This window comes from Caballeronia sp. GAWG2-1 (assembly GCF_023631405.1).
GTDB lineage: Bacteria > Pseudomonadota > Gammaproteobacteria > Burkholderiales > Burkholderiaceae > Caballeronia.
On record NZ_JALQDD010000006.1, the window covers coordinates 46,616 to 60,456 of the forward strand.

The window sequence follows — 13,841 nt, forward strand, 5'->3', positions numbered from 1 at the left end:
CCTATCAAACGACATCAGGAGCCTTGAACGATGAAGACCAAAGCAGCAATCGCATGGGAAGCAGGCAAGCCGCTCACCATCGAGGAAGTCGATCTCGAAGGCCCGCGCGCGGGCGAAGTGCTGATCGAAGTGAAAGCGACGGGCATTTGCCACACCGACTACTACACGCTCTCGGGCGCCGACCCCGAAGGCCTGTTCCCCGCGATTCTCGGCCACGAAGGCGCAGGCGTGATCGTGGATGTCGGGCCGGGCGTCGGCACGCTGAAGAAGGGCGACCACGTCATTCCGCTCTATACGCCGGAATGCCGTCAGTGCAAATTCTGCCTCTCGCGCAAGACCAATCTCTGTCAGGCAATTCGCGCGACGCAGGGCAAGGGCTTGATGCCCGATGCGACCTCGCGCTTTTCCATCGACGGCAAGCCGCTCTTTCACTACATGGGCACGTCGACGTTTTCGAACTACATCGTGGTGCCGGAGATCGCCGTCGCAAAGGTTCGTGAGGACGCGCCTTTTGACAAGATTTGCTACATCGGCTGCGGCGTGACGACCGGCGTGGGCGCGGTCGTGTATTCGGCGAAGGTCGAAGCGGGCGCGAACGTCGTCGTGTTCGGGCTGGGCGGCATCGGCCTGAACGTGATCCAGGGCGCGAAGATGGTGGGCGCGGACAAGATTATCGGTGTCGATATCAATCCGGGGCGCGTGGAGCTTGCGAAGAAGTTCGGCATGACCCACTTCATCAACCCGAACGAAGTGGAGAACGTGGTCGACCATATCGTGCAACTCACCGATGGCGGCGCGGACTATTCCTTCGAATGCGTGGGCAATGTGAAGCTGATGCGTCAGGCGCTCGAATGCACGCACAAGGGCTGGGGACAGTCGTTCATCATCGGCGTGGCGGCGGCGGGGCAGGAGATCAGCACGCGGCCGTTCCAGCTCGTGACCGGGCGCGAATGGAAGGGCTCGGCATTCGGCGGCGCGCGTGGACGCACGGATGTGCCGAAGATCGTCGATTGGTACATGGAAGGCAAGATCAATATCGACGATCTGATTACGCACCATTTGCCGCTTGAACGTATTAACGAAGGCTTCGACCTGATGAAGAAGGGCGAATCCATTCGTTCCGTCGTGATCTATTGAGAGAGGATGCAGCCATGCTCGAACTCGTCGAAGAACACCGTTGTTTCGATGGCGTGCAGCGTATTTACCGGCATCAGTCGGACGTGATTGGCCTGCCGATGCGCTTTTCGGTTTTTCTGCCCGCGCAGGCTGCCCATTCGCGCGTGCCGGCGTTGTTTTATCTTGCCGGCCTGACTTGTACCGAAGAGACGTTTCCCATCAAGGGCGGTGCGCAACGTTACGCTGCCGAGCATGGCATTGCATTGATTTCGCCGGATACGAGCCCGCGAGGAGCGGGTATTCCGGGCGAATCCGATGCGTGGGATTTTGGCGTTGGCGCGGGTTTTTATGTCGATGCGACGGTGGCGCCATGGGCCGAGCGGTATCGGATGTATTCGTATGTGACGCAGGAGTTGCGTGAGCTGGTTTTGCGAGAGCTGCCGTTGCGCGAGGACCGGATTGGCATCTTCGGGCATTCGATGGGTGGGCATGGTGCGCTCGTGCTCGCGTTGCGTAATCCTGATCTTTATCGCTCGGTGTCGGCGTTTGCGCCAATTGCCGCGCCGTCTTTGTGTCCCTGGGGCGTTAAGGCTTTCTCCGGATATCTTGGTGATAATCGCGAAGCGTGGAAGCTATACGATGCCAGCGAACTCGTTATTGGCGATGCGGCTTCGCGTTTCGATGGCGGGATCTTGATCGATCAAGGACTTGCGGATCAGTTTCTCGACGGGCAGCTTTTTCCGGATGTTTTCGAGCGGAATGCTCGGGAGGCGGGGCATCGAGGGGTCGTCTTGCGTAAGCACGATGGGTACGATCATGGGTACTTTTTTATTTCCACGTTCGTGGGGGAGCATGTTGCGCATCATGCGCGGGTTTTGTGTAAGTGATTTTTTTGGGTTTCGGCTGGCTTTGGTTTTTGTATCTGGTTAGGGCGCTTTTTTTCTTTGGGGAAGTTGCTCTGGTTTCTTGCGGTTCTTTGCAGTAGCCGCCTGCCCGGCGGAGGGGTTACTTTATTTTCTGCTGCAAAGAAAGTAACCAAAGAAAGCAGCTTTGGAACCGGCTTCTGAAGCACAACTGGTTCCTCGCTATTTCCCACAAACCCTTTGAGCACTTCCCATTGCTCGCGCTCGTGGTTAATCAATTATTAGGTATGCGGCGTTTTTGACTGCGCTGTGTAGTGGTCTAATGAATCCGGACGCTGATTTAGGCGAGAATGGTCGCCATGAAGAGGTGTCTGATGAGCAAGCAACGACGTACGTTTCCCCGGAGTTCAAACAGCAAGCCGCCGGTCTGGTGTGGTGCGGACCAATATCGGTAAGCGTGGCCCAGGCATCGAATGTCGCATCGGACAAGTCCGAATGTTGACCTGAACCGTTCCAGCACACACGCATATAACTTCTTGAATCTGCGGAATATTCAGCGGTTCCTACAGAATCCCGCGCAGTTCATTGCCTAATGGCAGCGATTTATTGCGTCACAATGGCCCGTGGTCGAAAAAGTAATTTCGTCGTCCTTTCGAACACGAGGCAACGCAAGACATGGCTGCAACCGATTTTCTGACGGCGATCAAAGATCGCAACGCATGGCTTTCCCAGCACCTCTCATTGACTGTCGCAGGACTTAAGGTCCCGGTTCGTCCGCTGGAATACACCATCACGGAAGCGATGAACGAGTTGTTCGAACTCGATATCCTCATCTATTCCGACGATCAGACGCTCGATGGCGTCCACTTTCTCGGCAAGAACGTGTCCTTCGTCGTCGAGGAGCGCGCGGCGCTGAAGTACCTCGACACCGCATCGCGTCACGCGCGGACCTTGCACGGCGTAGTCCGTGAATTCACGCACCAGAGTTCAAGCAACGATGGTGCGCAATTCCGTCTGAAGATCGCACCACGTGTGTCCTTACTCGATCTGACGAAGACGTCAAACGTCTTTTTACAGAAGACGCTCAAGGACATTTTCTACGAGCTATTGGTCGATCGTGAACATCTCTTTCCGCATGATATCGAGTTGAATTTTGAGGGCGTCGATCAGCGCTACGATCAACTGCTGATGCACGAGGAAAGTGTTCTTGAATTTTTCCGACGTCAGTGCTTACGGCATGGGCTGTATTGGTACTTCAGGCACGCTCCGCTCGACAGTAAAACCCATCGCGATACGCTCGTGGTGGATAACCGTGCGAACGGTTACATGCGTTCGATCGACGTGCCCTACATCCGTCCCAATGGTCTGGACGGCGAGTTTCACGAAGCGCTGCTGAGCATCAAGCGCAGGCAGACGCTGCTGCCTGAAAGCGTCGAGTTGCGCGATCACAACTATCGGACGCCCAATGCGCCGGTGTCCGCGATCGCGTATGTGGATCGAGGCGACAAAACGCTCCATGGCCAAATCAATCGGAGCAGCGAGCATTTCCATACTCCGGAAGAGGCGCAGGCGCTCACCAAAGTTCGTGCGCAGGACATTGCTTCGAAGCAGGTCATCCACACTGGCACGACGAACATCGCCGGGCTGTATCCGGGCTGGGTGCTGACGACCACCAACCACAAGTTGCCGAAAGCGCCTTATGGTCTGGTGATCGTCAAGCTCAAGACGACGGGTTCGCTCTCCAAGCCGGTTCTGAACGAATTCGAAGCCACGCCTGCGGACAAGATATGGCGGCCCGAGTACGTCCCCGAGCGCGACTGGAAATGGATGAACGGCTCGATCATCGCGACGATCGAATCGAGCGCCGAGGGTAGCCCCTATGCGGATTTAGACGCGCATGGCCGGTATCTGGTCAGGTTTCACTTCCATCGTGGCGCGGGCAAGTCGGGATCGAACAGCATGCGGCTGCGGCTGATGACGCCGTCCGCATCGCGCGAGGGTGGGTTTCATGCGCCCTTGCTACCCGGAACGGAAGTCAGAATTTTCTTCACAAATTCCGATATCGACAGGCCCTATATAGGATTCGCCGCCTTCGACTATTCACACACGAATCACGTTCACGGGCTTGAGGGCTGGAACTCGCGTTCGGTGTGGCGCTCGGCGCTGCTCGCCAACAAGGTGCGCTTCGAGGACTTCAAAGGCCGCGAAGGCGTGAAGCTGGCGACGATCTATCAGAAGTCGTCGGTGAGCATGGGCTATCTGGTGGATGACCAGAAGCAGCTTCGCGGTGAAGGCGTCGAAATTCACACGCAGGGCCACGCGACCATTCACGGATCGAAGGGGCTGTTCTTTTCTGCGGATGCGTTGTCGAGTCCGAATGCGCCGCATCTGGAGATGAACGCCGCGCTGAAGGAACTGCAATCGGCTTTGACGCGCGTCACGTCGCTGGTTCAGGCGACGACGCAGGCGAAGGCCGAGCCTGCTGATCGTGATACGCAGGCAAGCTTGATGGACAAGCTCGATCAACTCAAAAGCGCTGGCCTGCTCGCGAGCGCGCCGGGCGGCATGGCCTTCGTGACGCCGCGCTCGGTGCAGCAGGCGGCGGGCGACAACGTGATCGTCAATGCGGGCAAGCACGTCGATATCAGTGCGGTGAGGCGCTTCACCGTCGCTGCGGGCGAATTGATTTCGCTGTGCGCGCAGAAGCTGGGCATGAAGCTGTTCGCAAAAGGCCCGGTGGATATTCAGGCTCACGACAGCACGCTGAACCTTTATGCCGACCAGCAATTGCACGTCTCCAGCGCCAACGCGGATGTGCTCGTCAACGGCAAAACCAAGGCCGTCCTCGCCTGCGGCGGCGCGGCGATCAAGATCGAGAACGGCAGCATCGAATTGGTCTGTCCGGGGGATTTCAAGATCAAGGCGGCGTCGTTCACGTTTGAGGGGCCGCAGAACGCCGATACGCCGCTGCCCAAGTTGCCCGAGAGCGATTTCAAACTGACTAACCACTATCCGCTTACGCGCTGATTCATGATCATTAGCCCTCCGTTTCTTCCTGCAAAAGGCTTGATTGCAGCCAACGCTGCGGCCAATCCGCCCATCCTCGACCTGATGATGGACGAGGTGGACCAGTACGAACTCGCGCACGGCATCTACCCAGTGGCATTCGATCGTCGCTGGCACGGCGGCGTGCACCTAATGCCGTCGCTGCAAAATGAGCCGGTTCGCGCAATTGCCGACGGCGACGTAGTGGCCTACCGTGTGTGCCAAAAGGCCTACGATGGCGGCGGTGGACGGCTCGACAGCAACGCGGGCTTCGTGCTGCTCAAGCACACGACAGAGACCGGGGAAGGCCGTACGCTGACGTTCTATTCGTTGTACGTGCACCTGCTGGATCTGAATAGTTATAACTCCATCGGCGCAGACGGCAAGCGACTTCCGGAATTCTTGCGATCGCCGACGCCGGGCGGCGACGCCGCTCCATCGCCCGCGCAAAAAGGTGTAAATCTCAAAGTGCGAAGAAAGGATGTGCTGGGCTGGGTAGGTGCGTGCCACGGCCAACAGCATCTGCACTTCGAGATATTCATGACCAAGGCGGACTTTCACGCTTACTTTGGCCGCACACAGCTTGGCAAGCCGGCACCGAGTATGGCGACAGACAACGATTGCTGGGGGCACTGCTATTTGTTGATTCCCGCGGGCACCTCCTTTCGCGCGTTACCGCCGGGTGCCGATTCGCACAACAAGCTCAATGGCATTGCCTTCGATGCGTTGCAGGCGGATCGAAACGCAGAGCAGTTGTTTGTGGAGATGTTCATTCACAAGGGCAGCAAGTACACGAACGTATGGGCCGTGTCGGGTGAGAGCCGAACGTTGCTCACGCTTACGCCTGTGAAAGAGTCCGACTACGAATACGACATGTACAAGCGGGCAACGGCGCTATATCCCGCCTGCCCGAGCGATGGCTATGAGTTGCTTCGGTTTGGACGGATTCTCTCGCCATCGCCGACGCTCGCGGCGGCAACGGGCGCCGATCCGCGCGCGACCTGGATGCGGGTGACGTTTGCGGCCGGGCGGGAAGGTTATGTCGACGTAAGCCCTGAAGCCATTTTGAAACTGTCCGACGCAGACTTCTCCGTGCTCGCAGGCTGGCAGAAGATCAGCGAAGGCAACACGCCGTTCAGCACCGACGGGCTGTGCGATATCGATGCGCTCAAGAAAATCCTTAAGGACACGAAAGAGCATCAGACTGCGCAGGACGCCGCGTTGAAAGAGGAGTGGAAGAAGGAAGATGTGCTCGCGACCTACGTGAAGTCGAACAGGGCAGTTCGCGAGCAGCTACGCAGTTTCGTGTGCGAAGCGCCGAGTGAATGGGACAGTTCGAACAACGAAGATCGTTATCGCAAGCTTAAGGATGAGGGCGAGTTCTATCACGGCGATGAGGCAGGCTATGCTGCTTTCATTAAGCTGTTGAAGTCGTTCCAGTTCTGGGATAAAACCAATTTTGCCGCTGGCGAGAAGCTTTGGTTTTTTCATCCGCTGGCGTTTGTTCGGCTCTTTAGGAAATGTGGGTGGCTGAGCAAAGATGAATCAGCGCACTGCGTTCGAAAAACGATACGGGAAAACGGAAAGGAAGTTGTCGCGATTTCGCGCGAGACGATGATTCGTCGGCTTAGCATCGCTACCGAGAAACGACCAGCTAATCTGCATCCAGCTTTTCATCAGGCGATGCGAAAATATGGCCTTTCGTCAAGCAGTCTGCGTCTTGCTCATTTGTTCGGGCAACTGACTGCAGAGACTGGTCGTCTTGAGTTTATGGTTGAAGGAGACGGAGGTGATCCAAAATATTTTTCGAAATATGAGCCAAATACTCCTCAGGGAGATAGGCTCGGAAATATACTTGTAGGTGACGGTGCAAGGTTTAAAGGGCGCGGACTGATTCAATTGACGGGTAGGCCAAACTATGCGGATTATGGAGCATATCGTCATAAAACTTATATTACTGATGATTCAGCTGACTCGATTCTAACCAACGCGTACAACACGTGTGATGCTTCAGGTTGGTATTGGGCCCAAAAACAACGATTCAAACTTGTTTTGGATGCCACCACTCGCAAACAAAAATTTGTGCCTCTGGGGAAGCCATCCATCAATTACTGGGCAGATCAAGGTTCGACTCAAAAGGATATTGAGCAGGTCACAAAATGTATAAACCCTGCAGGACTACACCTTGACTGGCGAACCCAAGGATTCTTCTCCGCGTTTTATCAACTAAACGATGAAACATTGCCTAGTAACGACTTCAAACCAGTGGAGTGAAAAATATGAAGAACTTCTTTTTTTGGGGCGTTTTCTTAGCGCTTTTGGGTTCTGTTATTCCCAGCAGTGCGTACGCCGTTGCGGAACATCGAGTTGTAAGAGATTACTGTCACGTTTCGTTTGTCGAGCCTGCATTCCTCGATTATATCGAGCTTCCGGATGATGAATATCCAGGAGACATAGTGTGCTATCTACCGTTCGTTTTCAACGGCAAGCTTAAGCAAAGTCGAGCTGGCCTACCAGGATCGGTGCAGGATTGGCGCGCGCTTACGGATTTTGTCATCGCAATCGAGCGACTTCCAGTGGCTCAGGCGTTGAGAAAAGTCACATCTTCTGATGGAGCCGCGCAAGGTGGAATTTTCACGTTAGCAGCAAAGAAAAAAGTCGACTTGAAAACAGGTGTCCTGTACTTGTTGTCTTATACGCCTACTAAATTCGGGACAAATACGACCAGCTTTGAAACTCAAGCACTTACAGTATTCGTGCTTGGGAATGAAAGGTATTCAATTACTTTTTACGGGTATTCCTTAAAGAAAGATCAAGGTCGTGACATGCGGCTGCGTGCTTATCGAGATCTTTTCTCATCATTTAGTTTTCTCTCAGATGGCCAACACTCGGGTTATCACGAATGAACACGACAAATTAACTCAGCAACTAAATAGAGAAAGATAACTTACAGAGCATTTTCTTTGCAACCTTATGTGTACAGCGGAATAGAAAAATCTAAGGACGGACGGCACCTATCCAATTTACCTGCTGCTGCTAACGGATGACGGTTCGGATACAACTGAATCAGTAGGAAGAAATCCACCGAATCCAAAAATGCGGTTATCGCTAATATGCTGAGGCCGGAGCAAATTTATGAAGGTGTTAAAAATCGTTATATTTGGGCTCTGGCTGATTGCAGCAGGGGCTGCATCTGCTAGTAATTCCCGACTTGTTTTTTCACCGGTCGCCGGGGTAGATGCCGTAGTTGAGATGAAGGGCAAAGACTTAAAGTGGAAAACTGATCGGCATGGTCTGATTCTCCAAGGAGATGTTAGTATTGATACTGAAAAAGTGATTCATTTTGCTGTGGATAGCTACGATTTCAGTGGGAGAAAGGGGTTTTCGGTATGGTATCTTGATGACGGGATGGGTACGTTTACTATTCATCGAGTATTTACATTTTCACGACTAAATAACGGATTTGTCGAAAGATTTCCTCGGTGTGGTGACGAATTCTTGAATCTGCGGATAGACAGGCAAAAGCGTCATTTGATAAGCACCTATTTCGCGCATAATGTACCTAGATCGTGCGTTACTAGGTTAGTGATCGAAAAATGATGATTGAGGATTAGTGTCGGCGGTCGTTTAAATTCATCAACTTTTTGGCAAATCGGCTAACGGACACGTTTTCAATGGTCGTGCAATGCCAGTAGATTACATTTCGCCTAATGAAATCCCCCATCCGCTACGGCGACAAACTTGAGCACGGCGGCGAAGTCACAAGCGGCTCGCCATTCAGCACGTTCATGGGCCGCGCGCTCGCGCGCCGCGACGACAGCGCCCAATGCGACCTCCACGGTCAAACCACGATTGCCGAGGGCGACGAACGGTTCCCCGATCGCGACGGCAAGCCCTACGCGATGCAGGATCATCGCTGCGCGTGCGGCTGTCGCCTTATCTCATCCTTGCAGAACGTGAACTTCGCGTAAAACATGCCGGTTGATCTGTCCGACATCGGTGAGCCTTATCCGTATCCGGCACATGGCCCGCGCCTGCTGCCGTGGCTCGGTATCTGGCTTGCGTGCTGCGCGGTTGGCGTGCCGCTTATCCTGTTGATGTGGCCATCGAGTGAATCCGCGAGCGGCGCTGCGTTCTGGGTCGCTGTGATTGGCGGCCCGCATGCGGTGTTTCTCGGCCTGTTGTGCTTCGCGCGCATCGCATATGAAGCGACGTGGCACTACGCGCACAACTGCAACACAGCGCGCGCCGCGCGGCTCGCTGGGCGTCTGCGCATCGCGCAAAAGCCCTTGCAGGTATTGGGCGTGGGTTACTGCGTGCCATCCGTGACGTCCAAGTTGAGCGCAATCGTCACCATGACGACGCCGCTGTTCAAATCGCAAATGCCACGCAGCGGAGCGGGGCTCGTCGTTCACAACCGCTTCGACGACGAAGCGTGGTCTGAAGAGCCGCAGCCCGAGCCCGAGGACAATGAGGACCAGGCGAACGAAGAGCATGATCAAGCATGCGAAGCCGTACCAAAAATCGCCACCGTCGTACTGAAGCTCGTCGATGCACTCGCGCCGCTGATTCCGGCGCTGCAAGCGCTCGCGCAATATGGTCCGCAATACGCACCGCTCGCGCGCGTGCTGGCGCATCCCGACGAAATGGACCTGCGCACACAGCAAGCGCGCGATGCGTTGCGCATCGCAGGCGCGCCCGCACTCGAATGCGCGGCTGAGCCAGCGCCGCACAATCTGATGCTGGCCGACGCTTGGCTCGACTCGCGCGAGCGTCGCGCGTTGTTGATTCTGGCCTTCGCCTGGCATGACGCCGATCCGCCCGCCAACAGCAGCGAAGCGGCTGTTGCGGTGCTGCTGAGTCCGGGCTTCTATCAACTTCCCGAGCCGATACGTGTGCTTGCGACCTTACACCGCCCGGTCGAGGAACTGGCCGGCGTCGAGTCGCTGCGCGATCTCATTTGCAACACAACGATATGGGGCAAGGCCGAACCTCAGACCATCACACGTGCGTGGCTCACGCGTCTCGAGCGCAATCACGACAGCACGCTACTCGATACGCTCAAACAAGCCTCTTTCACCGGCATCGCCACCCGCGAATCGCATGGCCGTCTGGATCGCGTATTGGGCGATGCAGGCGCAGCAAACGCATGGCTTTCCATCGCAGCCGCGATCGAATCGCGTTTGGCAGGCCCACACCTGATTGTCGATCGCTTGCAGTCTGCCATTCTCTACGTCAACACGAATTCTTTGCATGACCACACCGAGTACGCCGGGCAACAACCTGAAAGCGCTTGAATCGAAAGCTTCCACATCACTATCGTCTGGTTTCCTTATCATTTGGGGCGTCGCGCTGGGCGCTTTCCTGATCGCTGCGCTGTTGGGCGCGCTCGCATGGTGGGGACGTGCCGACATCACCGGTCTCACGTCGCTGGAAATGCGCATTTCTGCGTTGCTCAGGATCGTTCTTGTGCTTGCGGTCGTGTTGGTTGTGCACGCGGGGGCGCTGTGGCTCGGTCTGTACAGGAAGTTCGCGCGATGGATCGGCGATATCGGTGAAAGTGGCGAAGCGACGCGTTCCGCGAAAGCGCAGAAGCGCGATCCTCGTCTGCAATTGCTGTGCGACGAACTGCGCGTCTCGATCGGATGGCGCTGGCGAAGCGCGATGCCGTGGCTCATGCTCACGGGCGAAGAAGCGCTCGTCGATGAAGTCGCGCCCGGTCTCAAGCAATCGGCCGTACTGCGGGTGGGCGATACGATCCTCGTGCATGCCGCGCCCGATGGCATCGACCCTGAAACGTGGCGCACTCAGCTTCGCCGTTTGCGCCGCGCGCGCCCGGTAGATGCCGTCATTCCCGTGATGCAGGCCAGCGAAGCGCTGCCGGTGAATGAGGAGCGGCCCCGTGCGCTCTCGAATCTGGCGCGTGAGTTGGGCTGGGCAGCCCCGGTGACGTTGCTGCACACGGTGAGCGTACGCGGCGAGCGCCCTGACGAATTTCATGCGCTGGGCGCATTCATTCCGACGCCGTTGAACGCGGATACGCAAGCATCGACCAACTTGTTGACGCACGAACTGAGCGTGATCGAAAAGGCGGCAGCGGACGTTGGCGTGGCGCTATTGGGCAACGCGAAGCCGGTTTGGTATCTGGCCGAAATATCGCAGTATCTCGATGTGCGGCGCGAGCAAATCGTGAGCGCATGGCAAACGTTATGTGCATCGAAGTGGCGTCGTGCATCGCTCGCGGGCGTTATGTTTGCGCCGGTCTATGCGACGCCCGCCGTTCCGACGCCAATTCCTGCACACGAGGAAGATGTTGCGCAGGAAGTGGCCGAACGGATTGCGAACAAGACGACAGTGCCGCGTGAGCAACCGCGCGCGCTGCTGCCAATCTGGCGTGAAATCGGCGCACGCGTCGATCCGCGCAAAGGACGGCGTATCGGCTTTTATTGGCCGAACGCGCTGGCGGCTCTGGTGATGATCGGCGCCATCGCCTGGTGCGCGGCGATGACGATCTCGTTCATCGGCAACCGCTCCCTCGTTCAGGATGCGCGCAGTACGGTCGATGCGGCGCTCGCCGTTCAACCGAACACCTCTGCCGCTTTACGCAGGCAACTCGACCTTCAACAGCAAATCGAGAAGCTCGAATACCGCCAGCAGCACGGTGCACCGTGGTATCTGCGCGCGGGCCTGAATCGCAATGACGAATTGTTGGCCGCACTCTGGCAACCGTATTCGACGATCGCCGCACGAAACCTGCGCGATCCGATTGGACGTCACCTCGAAGCATCGCTCACGCAGTTATCGCAAGCCCGCGCCGACGCTTTGCCTAACGCCGACGAGCAACAACGCGATTACGACGCGCTTAAAGCCTATCTGATGCTCGCTGACCCGAAGCACGCCGATGCCGCGTTCCTGTCCAGGCAACTCCCAAGCGCATGGCCCGCAAACCCAGACATGCGCACCGGCGAGTGGCTCGATCTCTCGCAGCGCCTCGCCTCCTTCTATGCCAATCATCTCCGCGCGCATCCCGAATGGCGTCTCAGCGGATCAAGCGATCTCGTCGGCATGGCGCGTAACACGCTGGTCAACCAGATCGGTCTGCAAAACTCCGATGACACGCTCTATCAATCCGTGATCGCGCAGGTGAAAGGCAAGTACGCGGATATGACCTTGCCGACACTGCTCAACGGCGCGGACGCGCGCGGCCTGTTCGCATCGGCGCAGACGGTTCCCGGCGTCTATACGCGCGCCGCGTGGGACGGGATTGTGAGCGATGCCATCGACAAGGCCGCGAAGGAAGGCCGCGTCAGCGCCGATTGGGTGCTCGCCGATGCACGCGCCGCACGTGTGCCCGGTGCGGCGCTCGAAGCGCAGCAGGACATGGAGGAAGTGCGCCTGCGCCTGCGGGCGCGCTACTTCTCCGAATACGCCGCCGCGTGGCAGTCGATGCTCAACAGCATCCAGTGGCAGCCTGCCACGAACTTGAGTGCAGCGATCAGCCAGCTTACGCGCCTGACCGATGCGCAGACATCACCGTTGATCGCGCTGATGAAGTCGGTCGAATATCAGGCCGGAGCGGGCCGTCCGTCGCAGGCGCTGACCGACACGCTGGTGCGCAAGGCTCAGGACATGATCGGTACAAAGACGAACAACCCGAGCGAACCGATCGTCAATCCACTCGACAAACTCTTCGGCCCGCTGCTCGCGCTGATGGGCGATGACGTGATGACAGGCGCCAAAGCCAACGGCAAATCCGGCAGCAGAAACGCTGCCGACTTCAGCGGCGTCAGCCTCGCGCACTTTCTGACAGTCGCCACCACCATGCGCCTAAAGCTGCAACAGATCGCCACCGGCGCGGATGCGCAGGCGATGGCGCGTCAAATGGCGCAGGCCGTGTTTCAGGGCAAGCTCTCCGAAGTCACGCAGGCGCGGGACGATGCCGCACTCACCGCCGCGAGCCTCGGCTCGCAATGGTCGGGCTTCGGTGACGCGCTGTTCGCTCGTCCGCTCGATGTGGCATGGCAAACGATCCTGCAACCCGCCGCGGCCAGTCTGAACGACCTGTGGCGCTCGGCAGTGGCCGCACCGTTCGCCAGTTCATTCGACGGCCATTACCCGTTCGCCGACACGGACGCCGACGCGTCCTTCGTCGAAATTGGCCGCTACATCAAGCCCGATACGGGGCTGATCTCGCGCTTCGTGACGACGCAACTCGCCGGTATCTTGCAGCAGCAAGGCAACGCATGGGTCCCGAACGACCTCGCCCCGCAAGCGCTGCAGTTCGATCCCGAGTTCCTGTCGGCGCTGCGCCAATTAGCGACGCTGGGCGCGCAACTCTACACGCAGGGCGATGCGAACTATCGGTTCCAGCTTATGCCGCATCCGACGCCTGAGGTAACGCGCAATGTGCTGACGATCGATGGCACGAAGATCGAGTACTTCAACCAGTTGGAGCAGTACACGTCGATCGTGTGGCCGAGCAACGGTCAGAATGGGCGCACGACGCTGACGTGGGAATCGGATACGGCGGGCACGCGCATCGCGTTCCAGGCGAATGGTGACTGGGCGCTGTTGCGTCTGCTTGGCACCGCCAAAGTAAAGCCGCTCGACAGCACAAGCTACGCGTTGACCTTCAATCAGGACAGCGGCTTTCCGCTTCACTACGACCTGAAGGCACAGGTCGGCGCGGGACCGCTTGATCTGCTCAAGCTGCGCGGTTTCAAGATGCCGCAGCGCGTGTTTATCGTCGGCAAGGGCGGCGTGGTCGCAGGAACGCCCGTGCTGCCGCCGCTGCCACCCGAGTTGCAGTAACCCGTT

Annotated in this window: 10 protein-coding genes; 9 read left to right on the plus strand and 1 reads right to left on the minus strand. The window is 57.3% G+C overall.

Going from position 1 to position 13,841, the window contains the following annotated elements:
* Positions 1-30: 30 nt before the first annotated feature.
* Together NCR98_RS02650 and fghA are read left to right on the plus strand one after the other, a co-directional pair.
* The gene (locus NCR98_RS02650) at positions 31-1,137 is read left to right on the plus strand and encodes an S-(hydroxymethyl)glutathione dehydrogenase/class III alcohol dehydrogenase (RefSeq protein WP_244827166.1); all 1,107 of its coding nucleotides are present in this window, start codon (positions 31-33) and stop codon (positions 1,135-1,137) included.
* 14 nt (positions 1,138-1,151) lie between these two features.
* Positions 1,152-2,003, plus strand: a complete 852-nt coding sequence (fghA, locus tag NCR98_RS02655; protein WP_250463361.1) for an S-formylglutathione hydrolase — start codon at positions 1,152-1,154, stop codon at positions 2,001-2,003.
* Here fghA and NCR98_RS02660 read toward each other — a convergent pair.
* Positions 1,979-2,257 (minus strand): hypothetical protein, encoded by a 279-nt coding sequence (locus NCR98_RS02660; protein WP_250525451.1) that lies wholly within the window; start codon positions 2,255-2,257, stop codon positions 1,979-1,981. The two genes, fghA and NCR98_RS02660, sit on opposite strands and share 25 nt — an antisense overlap.
* 397 nt (positions 2,258-2,654) lie before the next feature.
* Here NCR98_RS02660 and NCR98_RS02665 point away from each other — a divergent pair, with 397 nt between their 5' ends.
* The 7 genes from NCR98_RS02665 (at position 2,655) to NCR98_RS02695 (ending at position 13,835) form a co-directional block, all read left to right on the plus strand.
* Complete coding sequence (locus NCR98_RS02665) at positions 2,655-5,006, plus strand: type VI secretion system Vgr family protein (protein WP_250525452.1); 2,352 nt, start codon at positions 2,655-2,657, stop codon at positions 5,004-5,006.
* Between the two features lie 3 nt (positions 5,007-5,009).
* A complete protein-coding gene (locus NCR98_RS02670; protein WP_250525453.1) occupies positions 5,010-7,298 on the plus strand; it encodes a M23 family metallopeptidase in 2,289 nt (762 codons plus the stop codon).
* 5 nt (positions 7,299-7,303) lie between these two features.
* Entirely contained in the window at positions 7,304-7,930 is a 627-nt protein-coding gene (locus tag NCR98_RS02675) for a hypothetical protein (protein WP_250525454.1), read from the plus strand.
* A gap of 229 nt (positions 7,931-8,159) precedes the next feature.
* On the plus strand, positions 8,160-8,624 hold the full coding sequence (locus NCR98_RS02680; protein ID WP_250525455.1) for a hypothetical protein: 465 nt from the start codon (positions 8,160-8,162) through the stop codon (positions 8,622-8,624).
* Positions 8,625-8,734: 110 nt separating this feature from the next.
* Complete coding sequence (locus NCR98_RS02685; RefSeq protein ID WP_250463372.1) at positions 8,735-8,995, plus strand: PAAR domain-containing protein; 261 nt, start codon at positions 8,735-8,737, stop codon at positions 8,993-8,995.
* A 3-nt stretch (positions 8,996-8,998) separates the two neighbouring features.
* The gene (locus NCR98_RS02690) at positions 8,999-10,321 is read left to right on the plus strand and encodes a KPHS_23130 family T6SS system protein (protein WP_250525456.1); all 1,323 of its coding nucleotides are present in this window, start codon (positions 8,999-9,001) and stop codon (positions 10,319-10,321) included.
* Positions 10,278-13,835 carry an ImcF-related family protein gene (locus NCR98_RS02695; RefSeq protein ID WP_250525457.1) on the plus strand — a complete coding sequence of 1,186 codons (3,558 nt, stop codon included), beginning with the start codon at positions 10,278-10,280 and terminating at the stop codon, positions 13,833-13,835. The genes NCR98_RS02690 and NCR98_RS02695 overlap by 44 nt, the downstream gene beginning before the upstream one ends.
* The last annotated feature ends 6 nt before the right edge of the window (positions 13,836-13,841 follow it).

What these genes read in the sequence shown, in the direction of transcription:
- NCR98_RS02650 (WP_244827166.1), top strand. Translation starts at nt 31, where the DNA reads ATGAAGACCAAAGCAGCAATCGCATGGGAAGCAGGCAAGCCGCTCACC.
- fghA (WP_250463361.1), top strand. Translation starts at nt 1,152, where the DNA reads ATGCTCGAACTCGTCGAAGAACACCGTTGTTTCGATGGCGTGCAGCGT.
- NCR98_RS02665 (WP_250525452.1), top strand. Translation starts at nt 2,655, where the DNA reads ATGGCTGCAACCGATTTTCTGACGGCGATCAAAGATCGCAACGCATGG.
- NCR98_RS02670 (WP_250525453.1), top strand. Translation starts at nt 5,010, where the DNA reads ATGATCATTAGCCCTCCGTTTCTTCCTGCAAAAGGCTTGATTGCAGCC.
- NCR98_RS02675 (WP_250525454.1), top strand. Translation starts at nt 7,304, where the DNA reads ATGAAGAACTTCTTTTTTTGGGGCGTTTTCTTAGCGCTTTTGGGTTCT.
- NCR98_RS02680 (WP_250525455.1), top strand. Translation starts at nt 8,160, where the DNA reads ATGAAGGTGTTAAAAATCGTTATATTTGGGCTCTGGCTGATTGCAGCA.
- NCR98_RS02685 (WP_250463372.1), top strand. Translation starts at nt 8,735, where the DNA reads ATGAAATCCCCCATCCGCTACGGCGACAAACTTGAGCACGGCGGCGAA.
- NCR98_RS02690 (WP_250525456.1), top strand. Translation starts at nt 8,999, where the DNA reads ATGCCGGTTGATCTGTCCGACATCGGTGAGCCTTATCCGTATCCGGCA.
- NCR98_RS02695 (WP_250525457.1), top strand. Translation starts at nt 10,278, where the DNA reads ATGACCACACCGAGTACGCCGGGCAACAACCTGAAAGCGCTTGAATCG.